This is a genomic window from Nocardia sp. NPDC055050, assembly GCF_053608345.1.
Genome location: NZ_JBSGVG010000027.1, coordinates 76,861 through 96,616, shown reverse-complemented (window position 1 = coordinate 96,616; position 19,756 = coordinate 76,861). Strand labels below are relative to the sequence as shown.

The 19,756-nt window shown below is 67.1% G+C and carries 21 protein-coding genes; 12 read left to right on the top strand and 9 right to left on the bottom strand.

Features of this window, described 5'->3' with window-relative positions; translation table 11 throughout:
- Window positions 1–60: 60 nt before the first annotated feature.
- The 5 genes from ACWGCN_RS24955 to ACWGCN_RS24935 all read right to left on the bottom strand — a co-directional run bounded on the left by ACWGCN_RS24955 (window position 61) and on the right by ACWGCN_RS24935 (window position 5,613).
- On the bottom strand, window positions 61–1,032 hold the full coding sequence (locus ACWGCN_RS24955; RefSeq protein WP_378989103.1) for a COX15/CtaA family protein: 972 nt from the start codon (window positions 1,030–1,032) through the stop codon (window positions 61–63).
- Between the two features lie 68 nt (window positions 1,033–1,100).
- Entirely contained in the window at window positions 1,101–1,883 is a 783-nt protein-coding gene (locus tag ACWGCN_RS24950) for an ABC transporter permease (RefSeq protein WP_379313225.1), read from the bottom strand.
- On the bottom strand, window positions 1,880–2,773 hold the full coding sequence (locus ACWGCN_RS24945; RefSeq protein WP_449965884.1) for an ABC transporter ATP-binding protein: 894 nt from the start codon (window positions 2,771–2,773) through the stop codon (window positions 1,880–1,882). The genes ACWGCN_RS24950 and ACWGCN_RS24945 overlap by 4 nt, the downstream gene beginning before the upstream one ends.
- A 112-nt stretch (window positions 2,774–2,885) precedes the next feature.
- The gene (mptB, locus tag ACWGCN_RS24940; RefSeq protein WP_378989106.1) at window positions 2,886–4,604 is read right to left on the bottom strand and encodes a polyprenol phosphomannose-dependent alpha 1,6 mannosyltransferase MptB; all 1,719 of its coding nucleotides are present in this window, start codon (window positions 4,602–4,604) and stop codon (window positions 2,886–2,888) included.
- Window positions 4,605–4,683: 79 nt separating this feature from the next.
- Entirely contained in the window at window positions 4,684–5,613 is a 930-nt protein-coding gene (locus ACWGCN_RS24935; protein WP_452460262.1) for a rhomboid family intramembrane serine protease, read from the bottom strand.
- Between the two features lie 346 nt (window positions 5,614–5,959).
- Between ACWGCN_RS24935 and ACWGCN_RS24930 the strand changes: the two genes are divergently transcribed.
- The 9 genes from ACWGCN_RS24930 (at window position 5,960) to ACWGCN_RS24890 (ending at window position 13,555) form a co-directional block, all read left to right on the top strand.
- Window positions 5,960–6,754 (top strand): helix-turn-helix transcriptional regulator, encoded by a 795-nt coding sequence (locus ACWGCN_RS24930; RefSeq protein WP_452460263.1) that lies wholly within the window; start codon window positions 5,960–5,962, stop codon window positions 6,752–6,754.
- Window positions 6,751–8,187, top strand: coding sequence for a Fe-S cluster assembly protein SufB (gene sufB / locus ACWGCN_RS24925; RefSeq protein ID WP_378989109.1), 1,437 nt, complete (start codon window positions 6,751–6,753; stop codon window positions 8,185–8,187). The genes ACWGCN_RS24930 and sufB overlap by 4 nt, the downstream gene beginning before the upstream one ends.
- Complete coding sequence (gene sufD / locus ACWGCN_RS24920) at window positions 8,187–9,365, top strand: Fe-S cluster assembly protein SufD (RefSeq protein WP_452460264.1); 1,179 nt, start codon at window positions 8,187–8,189, stop codon at window positions 9,363–9,365. The genes sufB and sufD overlap by 1 nt, the downstream gene beginning before the upstream one ends.
- A 32-nt stretch (window positions 9,366–9,397) precedes the next feature.
- Window positions 9,398–10,165 (top strand): Fe-S cluster assembly ATPase SufC, encoded by a 768-nt coding sequence (gene sufC / locus ACWGCN_RS24915; protein WP_067452582.1) that lies wholly within the window; start codon window positions 9,398–9,400, stop codon window positions 10,163–10,165.
- 1 nt (window position 10,166) lies between these two features.
- Window positions 10,167–11,420: a cysteine desulfurase gene (locus ACWGCN_RS24910; RefSeq protein ID WP_378627113.1), complete on the top strand. Its 1,254-nt coding sequence runs from the start codon at window positions 10,167–10,169 to the stop codon at window positions 11,418–11,420.
- Window positions 11,421–11,423: 3 nt separating this feature from the next.
- On the top strand, window positions 11,424–11,906 hold the full coding sequence (gene sufU, locus ACWGCN_RS24905; RefSeq protein ID WP_056810385.1) for a Fe-S cluster assembly sulfur transfer protein SufU: 483 nt from the start codon (window positions 11,424–11,426) through the stop codon (window positions 11,904–11,906).
- Complete coding sequence (locus ACWGCN_RS24900) at window positions 11,903–12,310, top strand: metal-sulfur cluster assembly factor (protein ID WP_378989111.1); 408 nt, start codon at window positions 11,903–11,905, stop codon at window positions 12,308–12,310. The genes sufU and ACWGCN_RS24900 overlap by 4 nt, the downstream gene beginning before the upstream one ends.
- Before the next feature lie 170 nt (window positions 12,311–12,480).
- Window positions 12,481–12,912, top strand: a complete 432-nt coding sequence (locus tag ACWGCN_RS24895; RefSeq protein WP_378989112.1) for a DUF4189 domain-containing protein — start codon at window positions 12,481–12,483, stop codon at window positions 12,910–12,912.
- Between the two features lie 214 nt (window positions 12,913–13,126).
- A complete protein-coding gene (locus tag ACWGCN_RS24890) occupies window positions 13,127–13,555 on the top strand; it encodes a DUF4189 domain-containing protein (protein ID WP_449965873.1) in 429 nt (142 codons plus the stop codon).
- Window positions 13,556–13,616: 61 nt separating this feature from the next.
- Here ACWGCN_RS24890 and ACWGCN_RS24885 read toward each other — a convergent pair whose 3' ends face one another.
- A complete protein-coding gene (locus ACWGCN_RS24885) occupies window positions 13,617–14,240 on the bottom strand; it encodes a TetR/AcrR family transcriptional regulator (protein WP_378989114.1) in 624 nt (207 codons plus the stop codon).
- 159 nt (window positions 14,241–14,399) lie between these two features.
- On the opposite strand from ACWGCN_RS24885, the gene ACWGCN_RS24880 reads away from it, so the two are divergent.
- The 3 genes from ACWGCN_RS24880 to ACWGCN_RS24870 all read left to right on the top strand — a co-directional run bounded on the left by ACWGCN_RS24880 (window position 14,400) and on the right by ACWGCN_RS24870 (window position 17,146).
- Entirely contained in the window at window positions 14,400–15,686 is a 1,287-nt protein-coding gene (locus ACWGCN_RS24880; protein WP_378989115.1) for a PucR family transcriptional regulator, read from the top strand.
- A 162-nt stretch (window positions 15,687–15,848) separates the two neighbouring features.
- On the top strand, window positions 15,849–16,403 hold the full coding sequence (locus tag ACWGCN_RS24875) for an NADAR family protein (RefSeq protein ID WP_449965869.1): 555 nt from the start codon (window positions 15,849–15,851) through the stop codon (window positions 16,401–16,403).
- A gap of 242 nt (window positions 16,404–16,645) precedes the next feature.
- A complete protein-coding gene (locus ACWGCN_RS24870) occupies window positions 16,646–17,146 on the top strand; it encodes a DUF4189 domain-containing protein (protein ID WP_387443006.1) in 501 nt (166 codons plus the stop codon).
- Window positions 17,147–17,200: 54 nt separating this feature from the next.
- On the opposite strand, the gene ACWGCN_RS24865 is transcribed toward ACWGCN_RS24870, so the two are convergent.
- Genes ACWGCN_RS24865 through ACWGCN_RS24855 form a run of 3 tightly spaced genes read right to left on the bottom strand, consistent with a single transcriptional unit; the run spans window position 17,201 to window position 19,745 of the window.
- Window positions 17,201–17,863 (bottom strand): methionine ABC transporter permease, encoded by a 663-nt coding sequence (locus ACWGCN_RS24865; RefSeq protein ID WP_378995337.1) that lies wholly within the window; start codon window positions 17,861–17,863, stop codon window positions 17,201–17,203.
- Window positions 17,863–18,876: a methionine ABC transporter ATP-binding protein gene (locus ACWGCN_RS24860; RefSeq protein ID WP_452459301.1), complete on the bottom strand. Its 1,014-nt coding sequence runs from the start codon at window positions 18,874–18,876 to the stop codon at window positions 17,863–17,865. The genes ACWGCN_RS24865 and ACWGCN_RS24860 overlap by 1 nt, the downstream gene beginning before the upstream one ends.
- On the bottom strand, window positions 18,873–19,745 hold the full coding sequence (locus ACWGCN_RS24855) for a MetQ/NlpA family ABC transporter substrate-binding protein (protein ID WP_379315017.1): 873 nt from the start codon (window positions 19,743–19,745) through the stop codon (window positions 18,873–18,875). The genes ACWGCN_RS24860 and ACWGCN_RS24855 overlap by 4 nt, the downstream gene beginning before the upstream one ends.
- Window positions 19,746–19,756 lie beyond the last annotated feature (11 nt).

Below are 19,756 nucleotides of genomic sequence, written 5' to 3'. Positions count from 1 at the left end.
CGATCGAATACTCGATCGCGGGCCGTTCTCGTTGTGTCGCGGGTGTTTCGGCGTGCTCGGTCAGTGCACGGAAGCCTGCGCCACCGCGGGAGCGTCGACCTTTTCCCGCGTTCGCAGCGACGCCCACAGTGCGGCGGTCGCTGCGGTGCACGCCGCTGCCCCGCCGACGTGGATGGCGACGAGCGCGGCGGGCACATCGGTGAAGTACTGCACGACGCCGACCAGCCCCTGGGCGAGCACGATCGCGAGCAGGACGAACAGCCGCTTGCGGATCGCCGGGGTGATCCCTACGGCGAAGAGCCCGAACGTGAGTCCGATGAGCAGCGCGAGATATCCGATCATCAACTGCGAATGCAGGTGCACCAGGGTGACGATCTCGACTTCCAGTCGCTCGACCTGCCGCTCGATGCTCTTGTCGCCGGCATGGGGCCCGGCCGCGGTGACCAGCGTGCCCGCGATCAGCACACCCGCGAGGGCCACGCCGGACAGCGCGGTGAGCCAGCGCAGGGGAGCCGGTACCTGGACGGTCTCGATGCCGTCGTCGGGTTCGCAGATCTTCGCGTACAGCACCACCGCCAGCCAGACCATCACCATCGAGACGAGAAGGTGCACGGCGACGGTCCACCACAGCAAGCCGGTGCGCACGGTGATACCGCCGATGATCGCCTGCACGACCGTGCCGCCGGGCATCAGCCAGGCATAGGTCAGGACTTCCCTGCGCCGCCGTGCCCGGATGACGGCCAGCACGATCAGCCCGGCGCACAGCGTCACCGCGAAGGTGAGCAGCCGGTTGCCGAACTCCACGGTCTGGTGCAGGACGGGCACCTCCGATACCCCGATGGGGGTGAAGCTGCCGGGGAAGCACTGCGGCCAGGTCGGGCAGCCGAGGCCGGAGGCGGTGACGCGCACGATCGCGCCGGTCACCGAGATTCCCGCCTGGCTCAGGATCACCGCGATGGCGATGAGCCGCTGCACCCGCAGCGAGGGGAGCGGCAGCCGGTCGACGAGGCCAACGAAGGCGCGATACAGCACGTCAGGAATGGTACCGGCCAGGATTTCGACGCTGATACCAGGGCTACTACAGTGCGTCGTTGGTCACGTCAGTGGAACCGGAACAGCCGGGTCGCCAGCCATCCGCACACCACGCCCCACGCCGCGAGCACCGCCACTGCGAACCAGTCGATCGACCCCGTCAGCGCCGTGTCCAGCGCGAAAGCCAGCGCCCCGGACGGGATGAGTCGCGCGATCACGGTCAGGGCGGTGGGCAAGGTGTCGCCGACGAGGACCAGGCTGGCGATGCCGAGCATGATGAACCACAGGATATTGGCCAGCGCCAGCACGACCTCGGCCTTGAGCGTCCCGCCCAGCAGCAAGCCCATCGCCGCGAAGGTGGCCGTGCCGAGGGCGATCACCAACGCGCCGAGGGCGAGTCCGCCGATCCCGGGCCGCCAGCCCAGCGCCACACCGATCGCGCCGAGCAGCATCGCCTGCAGCACCACCACGATGAGCACGGCGGCGCACTTGCCCGCGATCACGCCCCAGCGGGGCAGCGGTGTCGCGCCGAGTCGTTTGAGGGCGCCGTAGCGGCGGTCGAAGCCGACCGCGATGGCCTGGCCGGTGAACGCGGTCGACATCACCGCGGTCATCATCACCATCGGCACGATCCGGTCGACCCGGTGCTCGCCCAGGTCGCCGAACGGCAGCAGGGTGAGCCCGACGAGCAGGGTGATCGGGATGAACATGGTGAGCAGCAGCTGTTCGCCGTTGCGCAACAACAGTTTCAGCTCGAGCCCGGTCTGCGCGGTGAGCATCGTCGCGCGCGAGGCGGGCCGCGGATCGGGGGTGAAGGTGCCGGGCAGGAAACGGCTGGTGGTCTCGCTCATCCGCGCAGGTCCCGTCCGGTCAGTTCGAGGAAGACATCTTCGAGGCGACGCTGGTCGATGCGGATGTCGGTGGCCAGCACGTCCATCCTGGCGCACCAGGCGGTGACGGTGGCCAGCACCTGCGGGTTGATCTCGCCCTCGACGAGGTAGGTGCCCGGTGTGGTCTCGCGCGGCGAGAAGCCTTCCGGGAGAGCCGAGGTGAGCAGGTTCAGGTCGAGTTTCGGTGGGGCGCAGAATCTCAGCTGGCCCGCCGCGCCGTGGGCGGTGACCTCGGCGGGCGTGCCCTGGGCGACGATCTGCCCGTGATCGATGATGACGAGCTGGTCGGCGAGCTGCTCGGCCTCGTCCATCATGTGCGTGGTGAGCACGACGCTCACGCCGTCGCGGCGCAGGGCGTCGATGAGTTCCCAGACGATCAGCCGAGCCTGCGCGTCCAGACCGGCGGTGGGTTCGTCGAGGAACACGATCTCGGGCTTGCCGACCAGCGCGCACGCGAGCGCCAGACGCTGCTGCTGACCACCCGACAGGCGGCGATAGGGAGTGCGGCGATTGTCGCGCAGGCCCAGCGTCGACAGCAGCCAGTCGGGATCGATCGGATCGGCGGAGTAGGACGCGACCAGGTCGAGCATCTCGCCCGCGCGGGCGCCGGGGTAGGCGCCGCCGCCCTGCAGCATCACGCCGATGCGCGGACGCAACTGCTCGGAGTCGGCGATCGGGTCCAGGCCGAGGACGCGGACCGTGCCCGCGTCCGGGCGAACGAAGCCCTCGCACATCTCGACGGTGGTGGTCTTGCCCGCGCCGTTGGGCCCCAGCAGCGCGAACACCTGGGCGGGCTCTACATCGAACCGGAGACCGTCTACCGCTGTGGTCTCGCCATAGCGCTTGACCACACCGTCGACGCTAACGGCGGATCCAAGGCGTGTTGTCACAACTGCGCCTCGCTGACGCTCGGCTCCGTCGCGCCAAAAGGTGCTGTGCCCTTGGTTCGCTCGCTGCGCTCCCTCACGTTGTCACACGGTAAGCCGTGCCCTCCTGTGACGGAGCCGACACCCCCGGCTGCGCCCGCCACGGCAGCGTGTGCCGGGTGAGCGCGAAGAACAACGCGAAGCACACCACGGCGGCGAGCGCGGCGCCGATGATCTGGAAGACCTGGAATTCCGCACCACGCGGCATCACCAGCATGGAGACCACCGCCGAGAAGGCGACGGCGGGCACGCGGAACACCGGCTGGGTGGCCCAGGCCGCGAGCGGCACGATCGCCCAGAGCAGGTACCAGGGCTGGACCACCGGGAACAGCAGCACAATGGCCGCGAGTGAGACGCCGAGCGCGCCGACGGGATGGAGCCGGCCCATACCGGTGGCGACGAGCATGCGGACTGTCACGTAGCCCGCGACCACCGCGGCGATGGGCCGGGTGATCGACAGCAGCGCGGTGGTGTGGTCGCCCAGCCCGAGCAGCACACCGCCGAAACCGGTGACGATCCCGATGATGGTCGGCAGCGACATCCAGCTCCGGACGGCATTGGCGACGCTGAGGGTATTGACCCAGCCGAAGCCGAGCCCGCTGGCGAAACCGATGAGAAGCGTTGTCGCCACGGCGATGACGCCCAGCAGAGCCGCGGCCTTGACGACGGCGATGAGCGTGCCGCCCCAGCGTCTGGCCAGTGCCATGCCGACGAAGCCGAGCGCGATGATGGAGGTGAGCTTGATCGACGACGAGAGCGTGATCACCACCGCGCCACCGATCAGCAGCCCGTAGGCCCGGGCGTCGAAGGGTGGCAGATTCATGGCCGTCAGCCGGTCGGGTCTGCCTCCTTCGCCGTAGATCGCGCGCAGCATGAGCTCCACCCCGGCCAGCATCAGCCCGAGCATCAGCGCGTCGTTGTGCACGCCGCCGACCAGGTGGAACAGCACCAGCGGATTGGCCGCGCCGAGCCACAACGCACTCACCGGCGCCACCCCGCAGCGCACCGACAACCGCGGCAGCGCCCACACGATCAGCGCCACTCCGGCCAGCGCCAGCAACCGGTGCACCCATACTCCGGCGATGATGTTGTCCCCGGTGAGCTCCGCGATACCGCGACCGATCCAGAGGAACAGCGGACCGTACGGCGCGGGCGTATCGCGCCAGATCGTCGGCACATTGTTGGTGAGCACATTGTCGATTCCGAGCCCGGCGACGGGGCCTTCGGAATAGGGGTCGATGCCGCGGGCGGCGATCTCGCTCTGTGCCAGATAGGAATAGACGTCGTTGCTGAACATCGGCGGCGCCACGGACAGCGGAATGATCCACAGCAGCAGCGTGCGGTCCAGTTGCGAGCGGCTCAGCCGGTGCAGTGGCGAACCCGCGAGTCCGCCGATCGCGAAGCGTCCGAGCAGCAACCACGCACCGATCACCAGCGCGGTGCCGAACATGCACATCGCCAGCGATCCGGTGTGCGCTCGCGCGAAGATGCCGAGCACCCGTACACCCGAGACCGGATTCTGGTGTACGGGTTGGGCGCCGATGCCCAGCGCCGCGATCGCCATCAGTACCGCGCCGGTCGCGCCCATCAGCCGGATCCGGTCCAGTTGCGCGCGTTCGCTCTTGTCGAGCCCGGGGACCTCGGTCTCGTCGCGATGCAGCACCGCGACGGTGTGATCGGGCGCCGACACGTCGAGCCCGAGAGCTCGCCGCCCGACCGCCAGTGTCTTGCGCGCCGCGCCCTCCAGTACCGCCACGAAGTCAGAGCCTAGTGTGCGGGGACCCGACAGGGTTCGTCAGTCGTTCACGCACCGGGGGTGCGCCGGTCGCGGCGGACTACCTGGGTGCTTCGACGGGGGTCGGCGCGGTCACGGCCGGTGGTCCGACGAACGCCGGGTCCGCGCGCAACGAGAGCGCGGCGGCGACGATCACGCCCACGCAGATCAGCGCTACCGCACCGAGCGCGGCCCAGCCGATGCGCTGCGCGGATCGCTGATCGCGGGCCGACAGCCAGCCGGGTACGAACAGGATGCCGAGCGCGCTCAACGTGCCCGCGGCCAGACCGCCGAGGTGACCCCACAGCGAGATTCCCGGGATCGAGAAGCTGATCAGCACGTTCACGCCGATGACCACCAGCATCGGGGTCGGGCTCTGCCGCAGCCGGATCAGCGTCACCGTGACAGCGCCGAACAGGCCGTACACCGCACCGGAGGCGCCGGCCGTCGCCGTCACCGAATCCGACAGCGCCATCACCGCCGCCGACCCACCCAGCAGCGAGACCAGATAGACGCAGCCGTACCTGACCCTGCCCAGCACCTGCTCGAGGTCGCGCCCCACGACATACAGGGCGAACATGTTGACCAGCAGATGGATCGCGCCGTAATGCAGGAACCCCGACCCGAGCAGCCGCCACCACTCGCCGTCGGCCACCAGCAGCGGCACCAGGACGAACTCCCGGAACACCGACGACCCGCGGTAGTTGTACATCGGGCTACCGGCCTGCGCCGCGGTGAGCACATAGACCAGCACATTGACCGCGATCAACCCGTAGGTCACGTATGGAACCGCGCCGCCCTCGCGCGCGCCGCCGACGGTCCGCACCGGTCGCACGTCCTGCTGCCCCTGCCGGACACAGTCCACGCAGTGCTGCCCGACCGCCGCCGGACGCAGGCAGTCCGGACAGGCGGGCCGCCCGCATCGCGTACACGCGAGTCCGGTAGGCCGATCAGGATGACGGACACACGTGGGTGTGAGCGGGTTCGACACCCTGCCATCGTGCCAGACCGCCCCCTGCGCCCGCCGGGTTCGCCACCGCGCACCCGGACCGTCGCTCGCCGCGTTGTGGTGCGAATATCTCCTGCGAGCAACGCCGTGTGAGCGTGCCGGGCGGACCGTTCGGCACCGAGTGCGGTGTTGCTGGGCGCCGGGTGGTCGCGGTTGCCGACCTGTGCGATGGGTCACCCGGCCGAGCGGCCTGGATCGGTCCGCAGGGGCCGCACCTGGGGTTTTATCGGGCGGGGGAGCGCCCCGATGATCTTCATCGCAGGTCAGGGCACCCTTTGTCAGGTGACCCTTATTAGATTTAGGGAAGCAATTCCGCCACACTGGTGTTGTGAAAACCGTGGGTTTGCGGACAGACGTGGAAAGTGACGGTCGTAAGACGACCGGCGCTCGGTCGTCGGCTGTCCCCGCGGCGACCGCGCACGAAGGGCAGACCAGGGCGGCCATCGTCCAGTTGCTGCTCGAGCAGGGGCCGATCACCGCGACGGCGATCGGCACCGAACTCGGTCTCGCGCCCGCCGGGGTGCGTAGGCACCTCGACGCGCTCATCGACGCGGGCCAGGCTCGGGCGAGCCGCTCGGCGCCGTGGCAGCAGAAAGGGCGCGGTCGACCGGCCAAGCAATACCAGCTCACCGCGGCGGGCCGGGGCAACCTCGGGCACGCCTACGACGATCTGGCCGGGGCGGCGATTCGCCAGCTCGGCGAGATCGGTGGCGACGCCGCGATCGCCGACTTCGCGCGCAAGCGGGTTCGCGTGATCGTCGACGGCATCGAACCCGTCACCGACCACACCGCACCGGTGATCGAGGCCAAGGTCGAGGAGATCGCGGAAGCGTTCGCCGACGCCGGTTTCGCCGCCACCACCCGTCAGGTCGGCGCCGGTGTGCAGATCTGTCAGCACCACTGCCCGGTGGCCCATGTCGCCGAGGAGTTCCCGCAGTTGTGCGCGGCCGAATTGGACGCTTTCCGCGACCTGCTCGGTACCCACGTGCAGCGCCTTGCGACGATCGCCAACGGCGATTGCGCCTGCACTACCCACGTACCGCTGGTCGCGGTGCCGAAGATCCCATCCGCCGCACAGCCCGCGGCGGGACGAACGAACGACTCCGGAAGGAGTGCCGAATGACGACCTCGACCGACCAGGTACAACCGCTTACCCAGGACGAAACCATCGCCTCGCTGGGCACCTACGGTTACGGCTGGTCCGACTCCGATGTGGCAGGCGCCAGCGCCCAACGTGGCCTGTCGGAGGCTGTCGTTCGCGACATCTCGGCCAAGAAGAGTGAAGAGGAGTGGATGCTCGACCTGCGCCTCAAGGCGCTGCGCATCTTCGACCGCAAGCCCATGCCGAACTGGGGTTCCAACCTCGAGGGCATCGACTTCGACAACATCAAGTACTTCGTGCGCTCGTCCGAGAAGCAGGCCGAGAGCTGGGAAGACCTGCCCGAGGACATCAAGAACACCTACGACAAGCTGGGCATCCCGGAGGCGGAGAAGCAGCGTCTGGTCTCCGGTGTCGCGGCGCAGTACGAGTCCGAGGTCGTCTACCACTCCATCCGCGAGGACCTGGAGAAGCAGGGCGTCATCTTCCTCGACACCGATACGGCGTTGAAGGAGCACCCGGAGATCTTCCACAAGTACTTCGGTTCGGTCATCCCCGCCGGTGACAACAAGTTCTCCGCGCTCAACACCGCCGTCTGGTCGGGTGGCTCGTTCATCTACGTGCCGCCGGGCGTGCACGTCGACATCCCGCTGCAGGCCTACTTCCGGATCAACACCGAGAACATGGGCCAGTTCGAGCGGACGCTGATCATCGTCGACGAGGACGCCTACGTCCACTACGTCGAGGGTTGTACAGCGCCGATCTACAAGTCCGACTCGCTGCACTCCGCGGTCGTCGAGATCATCGTGAAGAAGGGCGGCCGCTGCCGCTACACGACCATCCAGAACTGGTCGAACAACGTGTTCAACCTGGTCACCAAGCGGGCCAAGGCCGAAGCCGGCGCCACCATGGAGTGGGTCGACGGCAACATCGGCTCCAAGGTGACCATGAAGTACCCAGCGGTCTGGATGACCGGCGAGCACGCGCACGGCGAGGTCCTCTCGGTCGCGTTCGCGGGCCCCGGCCAGCACCAGGACACCGGCGCCAAGATGCTGCACCTGGCCCCGCACACCTCCTCGACCATCGTGTCGAAGTCGGTGGCGCGTGGCGGCGGTCGCGCGTCGTACCGCGGTCTGGTCCAGATCAACAAGGGCGCCAACGGTTCCAAGTCGACCGTGAAGTGTGACGCGCTGCTGGTCGACACGATCAGCCGCTCCGACACCTACCCCTACGTCGACATCCGCGAGGACGACGTGACGATGGGTCACGAGGCGACCGTCTCCAAGGTCTCCGAGGACCAGCTGTTCTACCTGATGAGCCGCGGCCTCACCGAGGACGAGGCGATGGCGATGGTGGTGCGTGGCTTCGTGGAGCCGATCGCCAAGGAATTGCCGATGGAGTACGCATTGGAACTGAACCGGCTCATCGAGCTGCAGATGGAAGGGGCCGTGGGCTGATGTCGACGCTCGAGACGCCGATCCAGAATCCTGGCGCGGGCGCCGCGGTCAACAAGGGCGAGGTCTTCACCTCGTTCGACGTGAACGCATTCGAGGTCCCGTCGGGTCGCGACGAGGCGTGGCGGTTCACCCCGCTGCGCCGTCTGCGCGGCCTGCACGACGGCACCGCTGTCGCCGATGGTCAGGCTACCGTCGAGGTGAGTGAAGTCGCCGGTGTCACGGTGGAAGCGGTGGGCCGCACCGACTCTCGTCTCGGCCAGGCCGGTACTCCCGCTGATCGTGTTGCCGCCCAGGCCTATTCGGGTTTCGCCGAGGCGACCGTGATCACCGTCGGCCCGGAAACCGAAGTGTCGGACCCGGTCACCGTCACCATCACCGGTCCCGGTGAGGGCAAGACCGCCTACGGTCACCTGCAGGTGCGCCTGGACAACTTCGCCGTCGCCACCGTGGTCATCGACCAGCGCGGCGGCGGAACCTACGCCGAGAACGTCGAATTCGTGCTCGGTGACAGCGCCAAGCTCACCGTCGTCGCGGTCCAGGAATGGGACGAAGACGCCGTGCACGTCACCGCGCATCACCTGAAGCTGGGTCGTGACGCGAACCTGCGCCACGTGTCGGCGACCCTCGGTGGCGACCTGGTTCGCCTGTCGGGCACCGTGCGCTACGCCGGTCCCGGTGGCGAGGCCGAGCTGTTCGGCCTGTACTTCGCCGATGCCGGTCAGCACTTCGAGCAGCGACTGCTGGTCGATCACGCCGAGCCCAACTGCAAGTCCAATGTGCTGTACAAGGGTGCGCTGCAGGGTGATCCGGCCTCGCCCAAGGGTGACGCTCGCACGGTCTGGATCGGCGATGTGCTGATCCGCGCGGCCGCCGAGGGCACCGACACCTACGAGGCGAACCGCAACCTGGTGCTCACCGACGGCGCGCGTGCCGACTCGGTGCCGAACCTGGAGATCGAGACCGGCGAGATCGCCGGTGCCGGACACGCGAGTGCCACCGGCCGTTTCGACGACGAGCAGCTGTTCTACCTGCGCGCTCGCGGCATTCCCGAAGACGTCGCCCGCCGCCTGGTGGTGCGTGGCTTCTTCTTCGAGATCATCCAGAAGATCGCGGTCCCCGAGGTCCGGGAGCGGCTCGAGGCGGCCATCGAGGCCGAACTCGCCACTGTCGGTATCTGACTCACCTACTTCCCACGAAGGACTCTAATTCGATGACCACCTTGGAAATCAAGGACCTGCACGCGGAGATCACCACCCCCGAGGGTGAGTCCAAGCAGATCCTCAACGGCGTGAACCTCACCGTGAAGTCCGGCGAGACGCACGCCATCATGGGCCCCAACGGCTCGGGCAAGTCCACGCTGTCCTACGTGATCGCGGGCCACCCGAAGTACACCGTCACCCAGGGCACCATCACCCTCGACGGCGAGAACGTTCTCGACATGTCGGTCGACGAGCGCGCCCGCGCGGGCCTGTTCCTGGCCATGCAGTACCCCGTCGAGGTCCCCGGCGTCTCGATGTCGAACTTCCTGCGCACCGCCGCCACCGCCGTGCGCGGCGAGGCCCCCAAGCTGCGCACCTGGGTCAAGGAGGTGAAGGAGTCGATGAAGGAACTCGACATCGACTCGGCCTTCGCCGACCGCTCGGTGAACGAAGGCTTCTCCGGTGGCGAGAAGAAGCGTCACGAGGTCCTGCAGCTGGGTCTGCTCAAGCCGAAGATCGCGATCCTCGACGAGACCGACTCCGGTCTGGATGTCGACGCGCTGCGCATCGTCTCCGAGGGCGTCAACCGCTACAAGGAGCGCGAAGAGGGCGGCGTGCTGCTGATCACGCACTACACCCGCATCCTGCGCTACATCAAGCCCGACTTCGTGCACGTGTTCGTCAACGGCAAGATCGTCGCCGAAGGTGGCTCCGAGCTGGCCGAGGAACTCGACGCGAACGGCTACGAGCGCTTCACGTCCGCGACCGCTGGAGCCTGACATGACCGCGACGGTGCCAGCCCTCGACGTGGCCCGGATCCGGGCCGACTTCCCCATCCTGCACCGCACGGTGCGGGACGGGAAACCGTTGGTGTACCTGGACTCCGGTGCCACCTCGCAGCGTCCGCTGCAGGTGCTGGACGCCGAGCGCGAGTTCCTGCTCACCCGGAATTCGGCGGTGCACCGCGGTGCCCACCAGTTGGCGGAGGAGGCGACCGACTCCTATGAGGAGGCGCGCGCCGACATCGCCCGCTTCGTCGGCGCCGACACCGGCGAGATCGTGTTCACCAAGAACGCGACCGAGTCGCTGAACCTGGTGGCCAACGCGTTCGGTGACGACCGGTTCCCCTACAAGGTGGGCCCCGGCGACGAGATCGTCATCACCGAGCTCGAACACCACGCGAATCTCGTTCCGTGGCAGGAGCTCGCGCGTCGGACCGGTGCCACCGTGAAGTGGTACGGCATCACCGATGACGGCCGCATCGATCTGGATTCGCTCGAACTGTCTTCCGCGACAAAGGTTCTCGCGTTCAGCCATCAGTCGAACGTGACCGGCGCGGTGGCTCCGGTGGACGAATTGGTCCGCCGGGCAAAGGCAGTCGGCGCGCTCGTCGTGCTCGACGCCTGCCAGTCGGTGCCGCACATGGCGGTGGACTTCCACGAGCTCGGAGTCGATTTCGCCGCGTTCTCCGGCCACAAGATGCTCGGCCCCATGGGTGTCGGCGGACTGTACGGCCGCCGGGCGCTGCTGGAGGAGACGCCGCCGTTCATCACCGGTGGGTCGATGATCGAGACCGTCACCATGGAGAAGACCACCTACGCGCCGCCGCCGCAGCGCTTCGAGGCGGGCACGCCGATGACCTCGCAGGTCGTCGGATTGGCCGCCGCGGTGCGCTATCTCGAGGACCTCGGTATGGACGCGGTCGCCGCGCACGAGCACGCCCTCACCGGTGCCGCGCTCGACGGTCTGTCCGGGATCGAGGGCGTGCGCATCGTCGGGCCGATCGAGAACGTGGACCGCGGTGGCGCGGTGTCGTTCGTGGTCGACGGGATCCACGCCCACGATGTGGGCCAGATCCTCGACGACCAGGGTGTGGCCATCCGGGTCGGGCACCACTGCGCCTGGCCGCTGCACCGCAAGTTCGGTGTCGCCGCCACCGCGCGTGCCTCGTTCGCGGTCTACAACACCCTCGATGAGGTCGACGCGCTGGTTGCGGCCGTGCGGAAGGCCAAGACCTTCTTCGGAGTTGCCTAGATCATGCGTATGGAACAGATGTACCAGGAAGTGATCCTGGACCACTACAAGCACCCGCACCACCGCGGGCTGCGGGAACCGTTCGGTGCGCAGGTGCACCACGTGAACCCGACGTGCGGTGACGAAGTGACGATGCGCGTGCAGATCGACGACGCCGGTGAGGTCGCCGACGTCTCCTACGACGGCCAGGGCTGCTCGATCAGCCAGGCCGCCACCTCGATCCTCACCGATCAGGTGATCGGGCTGCCGGTGCAGCAGGCGCTGAAGGTGGTCGACTCGTTCAGCGAGATGATCTCCAGCCGCGGCACCGTCGAAGGCGACGAGGACATGATCGGCGACGGCATCGCCCTCGCCGGTGTGAGCAAGTACCCGGCGCGGGTCAAGTGCGCGCTGCTCGGGTGGATGGCGTTCAAAGACGCTGTCGTGCAGATCAGTTCGGCCGAGGAAACCAAGGCACCGATGGGAAATGGGGAGTCTGCCACATGAGTGAGAGCACCGATACCGCACAGACCCCGGACGTCGCGCAGGCAGTCGAGGTCGACAAACCCGCCGAAGTCGAGTTGACGGCCGAACAGATTCAGCACCTCGAGGACCTCGAGGAGGCGATGCGTGACGTCGTCGACCCCGAACTCGGCATCAATGTCGTCGACCTCGGCCTGGTCTACGGCCTGTCGGTCGACGGGGAGAACGTCTGCACCCTCGACATGACGCTCACCTCGGCGGCCTGTCCGCTGACCGACGTCATCGAGGACCAGTCCCGCAACGCCCTGGTGCGCAGCGGTATGGTCGAGGATCTGAAGATCAACTGGGTCTGGATGCCCCCGTGGGGCCCGGACAAGATCACCGACGACGGCCGCGAACAGCTGCGCGCCCTCGGCTTCACGGTGTAGCACCGCGCTTTTCGGGCCCGGATCCTGGCTGGATCCGGGCCCTTTTTGCGGTTATGTGTCGACCGGTCTCGGTGTGATGATTCCCGTTCTGGTTGGTTGTCACCGGGCGATCAGTGATGATCTTGACGGTTCTGGACTTGCCGGAACAGTGTCAAGAGGAGATCTTTCGAATGAGTTTCATGAGTAAGGCCGGCCTCGCCGTGGCGGCGCTCGGCCTTGCGGCCGGCGCGGTGCTGGGCGCCGGTTCGGCGAATGCCGTCGGCCCCGACCAGTGGGGCGCGATGGCCGCGGACGGCGACTGGGCGAACTACGGTCGTTCGGTCGGCTATCCCACGCGCGCTGAGGCCGAGGCCGCCGCACTGGAACAGTGCGCCGCGGATGGTTGCCTGGTGGAGGCCGTGTGGGTCAACGGCTGCGCGGCCCTGGTGGAGAACGATGACTTCATCGCCTGGGGCAAGGGCCCGACCCGCGCCGACGCGGAGCGGGAGGCTTACCTCGCGCTGACCGAGGGCACTCCGCAGAGCCTGCTCGTCAACGTTGGTTCGTCGCAGCTGGCCGGCGGTCATGTGATCGAAACGGTCTGTACCGCCAACGCGAGCTGATCGTCACGGTGATTGTCGAGCCCGGACCGCGTAGCGGTCCGGGCTCGAGTCGTCTTCGGCCCAGACGCTGATCACGGCGGAGCATGCTGGTCTGGATTCATGTGCTGACGGCGGTGATGTGATGTTTCACCGTGCGGTTGGCTGTCACCGGGTCATCAATGATGATCTTGAAGGTTCCGGACTTCCGGAACAGGTTCCAGAGGAGATCTTTCGAATGAGTTTCATGGGTAAGGCCGTCTTCGCCGTTGCGGCGTCGGTTCTTGCGGCCGGGTCGGTGCTGGGCGCCGGTGCGGCGAGTGCGGCAGGCGACCAGTGGGCGTCGATCGCGTTGAGCGACGGCCAGGCGATCTACGGCACCAGCGTCAACGAGGAAAGCCCCGAGGCCGCCCAGGCCGCCGCGATCGCCGACTGCCACCTGGCGGACTGCAACGTGGTGACGACGTGGGCCAACGGCTGCGCCGTGCTGGTCGAGAGCGACAACGGCATCGCGTGGTCGACCGGTGCGACGCGGGCAGAGGCCGAGCGCAAGGCGTACGAGAACCTCTCCGAGCTGACCCCGACCGCGCTGCTGGCCAACACGGGCTCGGCGGGCCTGAGCGGCTCCGAAATCGTCGACGTCATCTGCACGGCGAACGCGCGCTGACCATCACGGAGCGAACGGGCCCGGATCCTCACCCAGGATCCGGGCCCTCTGCTGTTGTGTACTAAGCGTTTTCGACCACGGCTACCGAGTCGATCCAGGCGCTGATCATGTCGGCGGTCCCGGCGATGATGGCGTCGAGCTCGGCGTCGTCGAGTTCGACCGAACGCAACGCGGTGGCGAAGCCCGCGTTGAGTACGACGAAGGCCATCACGTCGATGTCGACGTGCTTGATCGGGCCCATGAACTGGATGATGTAGAGCTTGATGAGCATCCGCAGCCGGGGTTCGAATTCGGGGATACCGCTGCCGTAGAACTGCAGATCGGCGACCAGGGCACGGACGAGCGGCCCGTTCGCGACGAGAATGTCGACGGCGGAGCGGATCAGACCTATCACGGCATCGCGGGGGGACTGGCCGGAACTGGCGGTGAGCAGCTGGCTGTAGCGCTCTTCCACCTGCAGAAACAGGCTGTCGTTGAGTTCTTTGACGATCTCGTCGCGGTCGTTGAAATAGCGGTACAGCGTGCCGATGCTCATGCCCGCTTCGGTCGCGATCCGGTTGGTCGAGGTATTGCCGATACCGCGGGTGCCGAAAAGATGAGCGGCCACCGTGAGAATGCGCGCTCTCGTCTCCTTCGCCCGGTCCTGCTTGGGGCGTTTGCGCTGCTTATCGGCTTGCGGGGGCATCTATTGACCTCGGCAGAAAGAAGAGTAGAAGGTGAGCGGTTGCTCACCCTACAGTCATGATCACAGAGAAACCGCAGTGTAGGCCAGCACATCGGCCGACATGACGGAAGCACAACCACTACCGGCGGCGCCGGGGTGTAGAAGAAGGAGGAGTCGACGATGACGATCCCACTGGACGAGACGGCCCTGTGGCAGCCCCTGCGCGATGTCCGGACGATGACCAGCCGGTTGGTCGGTCACTTCGTCGACAATGTCGCGACTTGCCGGACGCTACCCGGCGATGTGATCGCCGGCGACGTCACCTCGGTCACCCGGATGTGCCTGGAAATCGTCGGCGGCATGCTGGACGGCCGCGACGAGGAGGTGAAGCTGAACCGGCTCGCGGTGGCGGCGGCGGGCTGGGCGCGCGAAGGCGTGCCGATCGACACGATCCTGCACGCTTTCCACGAGGGCTTCCGGCTCTCCTTCGACGCGGTCTACGACGGGGTGGCCGATGTCGATCGCGCGAGTCTGATCCACGGCTTCCGCCGGGTCGTCGAGATCTCGGACCTGTTGTGTACCACGGTGACTCGCTCCTACATCCGTGAGCACCGCGAGGCCGTCGGCGAACATCACACGGCGGTGCATACTCTCACCTCGGCACTGCTGGCCGGTCAGTCGACCGTCACCATGGCCCGCGAGGTCGGCATCACCGTCTCCGACGCGTATTCGGTGCTCGCTCTCTCGATCGGGGCGCACCCCGACGAGCGCGACCCGCGCGTGAACGGTGCGGTGGTGGCCCGGCGCAAGCTGCGCAGGGTGCAAACGGCGTTGGCGCATCGGTGCGGTGAGCAGGTGCTGTCGCTGCTGTCGGTCGACGGCGGCACGCTGCTGATCCCCGCCGATCTGCTGGTCGGCGAGCAGCTCGACGCACTGGTCGAAGCGCTGTCGCGGGCCGCGCATGTCGACATCACCGCGGCTCTGGTGCCCGCGGCCACGGAGGAGATCCCCGATGCGGCCCAGCGCGCCCACGAACTCCTGGACATGGTGGAGCGTCTCGACAGCGCCCCCGGCCTCTACCGCTTCGGCGACCTGGCCCTGGAGTACCAGCTCACCCGACCCGGCCCCGGTCGCGCCCGGCTCGGTGAACTCCTCGCCCCCCTCGACAACCACCCTGAGCTCTACGAAACCCTGCGCGTGCACATCGCCAACAACATGAACCGCCAGCGCACCGCCCGGCTGCTGCACATCCACACCAACACCGTCGACTACCGCCTGCGCCGGGTAGCTCAACTCACCGGCCTCGACCCGGCCCAGTCCTCGGGCCTGTGGCAACTGCGTTCCTCGATGATCGCCCGCAGCTTCCACACCGGCCCCGCCCCCCACTCCACCGTCACCGAAGCCAGAATTCCCCGGCGCCCCGCCCCCCATCCCTACTCCGACCTGGACGGCATCCGCTCGGCCTGAACCCCACCTCGGTCCCCGGCGCCGCGACCCTGAAGTTGTCGCGATGCCGGGCTTTCGAACGCCGATCCCGCACTCCGCCAAGCGAACACCGGACGGCGCATCGAGAAGTGCAGTGAACCTGGTTTCGTTCTATGGTTATATAGACCAAAACTAGGAGGGGTGATGACCGCCGAGTCGGTAGAGCAGTTGTGTCGAGCGATCGAGCAGGGCGCGTCGCCGAAGTACCTGGCGTTCTGGGGGCACAGCCCACGTCGCGACGGGACGATCGGCTCGAGCAGCCTGAGCCAGTGGTGGCCGGCGACATTCGTTGTCGACGGTGTGGAATTCGCCAGCGCCGAGCACTACATGATGTGGCGCAAGGCGATGCTGTTCGAGGACGCGGCTACCGCGGCGAAGATCCTCGAGGTCGGCCATCCGAGCCAGGCGAAGAAACTCGGCAGGCAGATCCGTGACTTCGACGAAGATATCTGGGAGCGAACGCGATTCGACATCGTGGTCGCGGGGAGCGTGGCCAAGTTCGGGCAGGATGACGCGCTGCGGGAATATCTGGTCGGTACCGGTGCGCGGGTGCTCGTCGAAGCCAGCCCGGTGGACCGGATCTGGGGGATCGGGATGGCCGCCGATGATTCGGGTGCGCTGGATCCTGTGCGGTGGAAGGGACTCAATCTGCTCGGGTTCGCGTTGATGCGGGCGCGGGACGAGTTGGTTCGCCGGTAGATAGCGGTCCATCGCTACTTGTCGGTGGGCGTTGTTAGTCTGTGGCAGACGAACGGTTCGGGAGGAATCGGGCGTTTCGACAAGCGAGAACTGTTGTGGCCGGAAATGTCTCGGCGCTATGACAGGTTCGCTGAACGGTGTCGTGGCGATGCCGGAAAGCTATTTCCGGGGAAGTCGGCCGCCGTTCATGATTGGTTCGGCTTCGAGGCACGGAGTCGGTATTTCGACGGGGAGAATCTCTGATGTCTGTTGTGGGCAAATATGCCCTTGGTGTGGCCGCGCTGTCCGCGGTGGCGGCGTTCACCGTGGTGAACGCCGGGCCCGCGGCCGCGGGGGAGAGTGGTGTGGCGATCGCCGAGGCTCCGGGGTACACGGCGGTATCGCGCGACGGTGGATTCGAGACCGCGTCGGGTGACCTGTACGGGGCGCTGGCGTTGTCGTCGGGTCGCGCCGTGGTGGCCTCGGCGGTGAACTACGGCAGCTGGGCTGCGGCGAGCCAGGCCGCGCTCGATGAGTGCGGCGTGCGCGACTGCCAGGTCGTCGTCGAATTCCGCAATGCGTGCGGCGCGGTGGCCCAAGGCGCGGACTACCGCTTCGGCTGGTCGTGGGATCACTCCCTGGACGCGGCCGAGCGCTCCGCGGTGGACGTGCTCGGCATCAGCGCGGCCCCGTTCCCGGATCCGGGTTCGGCGTCGCCGCGTGCGGCGAGTGTCATCCTGTCCGCGTGCACGGCGAACGTGTAGCGAAACGCGAAGCAGCAGGGGCACGGACCGAATAGGTTCGTACCCCTGCTGGATTCAGCGGCGCAGTACTTTCCTGGCCAGCCAATTGCCGAAGAACTGCACTCCCTGTACACCGGCGATGATGATCAGCACCGCCACGATGGTGACCTGCCACTGGAATTGCTGATACCCGTAGACAATGGCGAAATCACCGAGCCCGCCACCGCCGACGGTGCCCGCCATCGCCGAGATATCGACGATCGAGATCACCACGAAGGTGTAGCCGAGAATCAACGGCCCCAACGCTTCCGGAACGATCAGCGTGAGAATGATCCGCAGCGGTCCCGCACCGACCGCACGCGCGGCCTCGATCACACCCGGGTCGACCGTCACCAGGTTCTGTTCCACGATCCGCGCGATCCCGAACGAGGCCGCGACGATCATCACGAACAACGCCGCCTCGGAGCCGATCGTGGTGCCCACCACCTCCAGCGTGACCGGGCCGAGCGCGGCCAGCAGGATGATGAACGGAATAGGGCGCACCACATTGACGATCACATTCAGCACGAAGTAGATCGGCCCGTTCGCCAGCAGGCCACCCCTGCGGGTCGTGTACAGCGCGGTCCCGAGTACCAGCCCGATCAGCCCCGCGACGACGAACGTCACGCCGACCAGATAGACGGTGGTCCCGATCGCCTCGAACAGCGTGGGCCGCAGCTTCTCCCAGTTGGTCTCCATCAGCCCGCCTTCCGTTCCAGGTCGGCGACAACGCGATCCAGCGCGGCATCGGGCCCGTGCAGCGCCAGGGTGACACTGCCGAATGTCTTGTCCTGCAACGTGCTCACCCCGCCGTAGACGATCTCGAAGCGCACGTCGGCGGCGGTAGCGGCGGCCAGTGCCGCCCCGAGACCGCTGTGGTCGTCGATGTCGACGGTGACCAACCGGCCGCCGTGGAGCTGGCGCAACCGATCCAGCTCGGTCGCGTCGGGCCGGTTGTGCAGCACGGTCGCCACGAACGACCGTGTCGGCGCGGCCTGCGGCGCGGCGAAAACATCGAAGGTGGAGGCCAATTCGACGATCCGGCCCTCGGCGAGCACCGCGACCCGGTCGGCGACCGCGCGGATCACATCCATCTCGTGGGTGATCACCACGATGGTCACCCCGAGTTCGGCATTGATCTTCTTCAGCAAGCGCAGCACCTCGCCCGTGGTCTCCGGGTCCAGCGCGGAGGTGGCCTCGTCGGCGAGCAACAGCGAGGGCGAGGTCGCCAGTGCCCTGGCGATCCCGACCCGCTGCTTCTGCCCGCCCGAGAGCTGATCGGGGTAGGCGCGCGCCTTGTCGGTGAGCCCGACGAAGTCGAGCAGTTCGGCCACGCGGGCCTTGCGTTCGGCCCGTTTCCAGCCCGCGACCTTCAGCGGGTACTCGATATTGCCCGCGGCGGTGCGGGATCGGAACAGGTTGAACTGCTGGAACACCATGCCGATATCGCGACGTAGCCTGCGCACCGCAGACTCCGGCACCCCGGTGATCGGGGTGCCGGAAATCGTGACGGTGCCCGTAGTCGGCTTGTCGAGCGCGTTGATCAGCCGGACCAGCGTGGACTTGCCCGCTCCGGAGTAGCCGATGACGCCGAAGATCTCACCCGGTTCGATCCGCAGGTCGATACCGTCGAGTGCGGTGTGCCGAGCGTCGCCGCTGCCGAAGATCTTCGTGACGGAACGGAATTCGACGGCGGCTGGGCCGGCACTCACTTGGCCGTGCGGATGCCCTGCTGCACCCGGTCCAGGATCTGCTCGAGCTCGGCGCCGGGACGGTTCACCGCGACCGCGGTGCCCTTGGTGGTTTCGGCGTGCGCGGTGGCCACGGCCGGGTCCTTCCAGATCTCGACCAGCTTCAGATACGTCGGATTCGTCTTGTCCTCGGCGCGGCTGACGATCACATTGATGTACGGCTCGGCGGCCGGATTCTTCGGATCATCCTTGTACAGCGCCGATTTCGGGTCGACGCCCGATCGGTCGAGGAAGGTGTTGTTGATCACCGAGCCGTCGACCGAGGGCAGCGACAACGCCGTCTGGGCGGCATCGACGGGAGTCACCCGCACCTTGGACGCGGCCTTGTCGATGTCGGCGGGCGTCGGCTGGACCGAGGTGCCGGTGATCTTCAGCAAGCCGGCGGCCTGCAGTACGAACAGCGCACGCGCCTGGTTGGTCGGATCGTTGGGGATCGCGATCTCACCACCGGCCGGGATATCGGCGAGAGCCTTGTGCTTCTTCGAGTAAAGGCCCAGCGGGACAATATACGTCGAGCCGATCGGGGTGAGCGTGTCCGAGCTCGCCACGTTGTATTGGCCGAGGAACTGCAGATGCTGGAACAGATTGAGGTCGATCTGTTTCTGCGACAGCGCCGTATTCGGCTGCTTGTAATCGGAGAAATTGGTGACCTTCAGCGTGATGCCCTGCTCCTTGGCCTTCTGTTCGAAGACCTCGAAAGCCTTGTCCTTGTCGGTGGTGCCGATCCGCACAACCGTGCCCGACGCGTCGTCATCGGAACCGCACGCGGTCAGGGTGAGGGCCGCGGTTGCTATCAGCACTGGGATCGCCAGTGTCCGACGGAATTTCACTTGTACTCCCG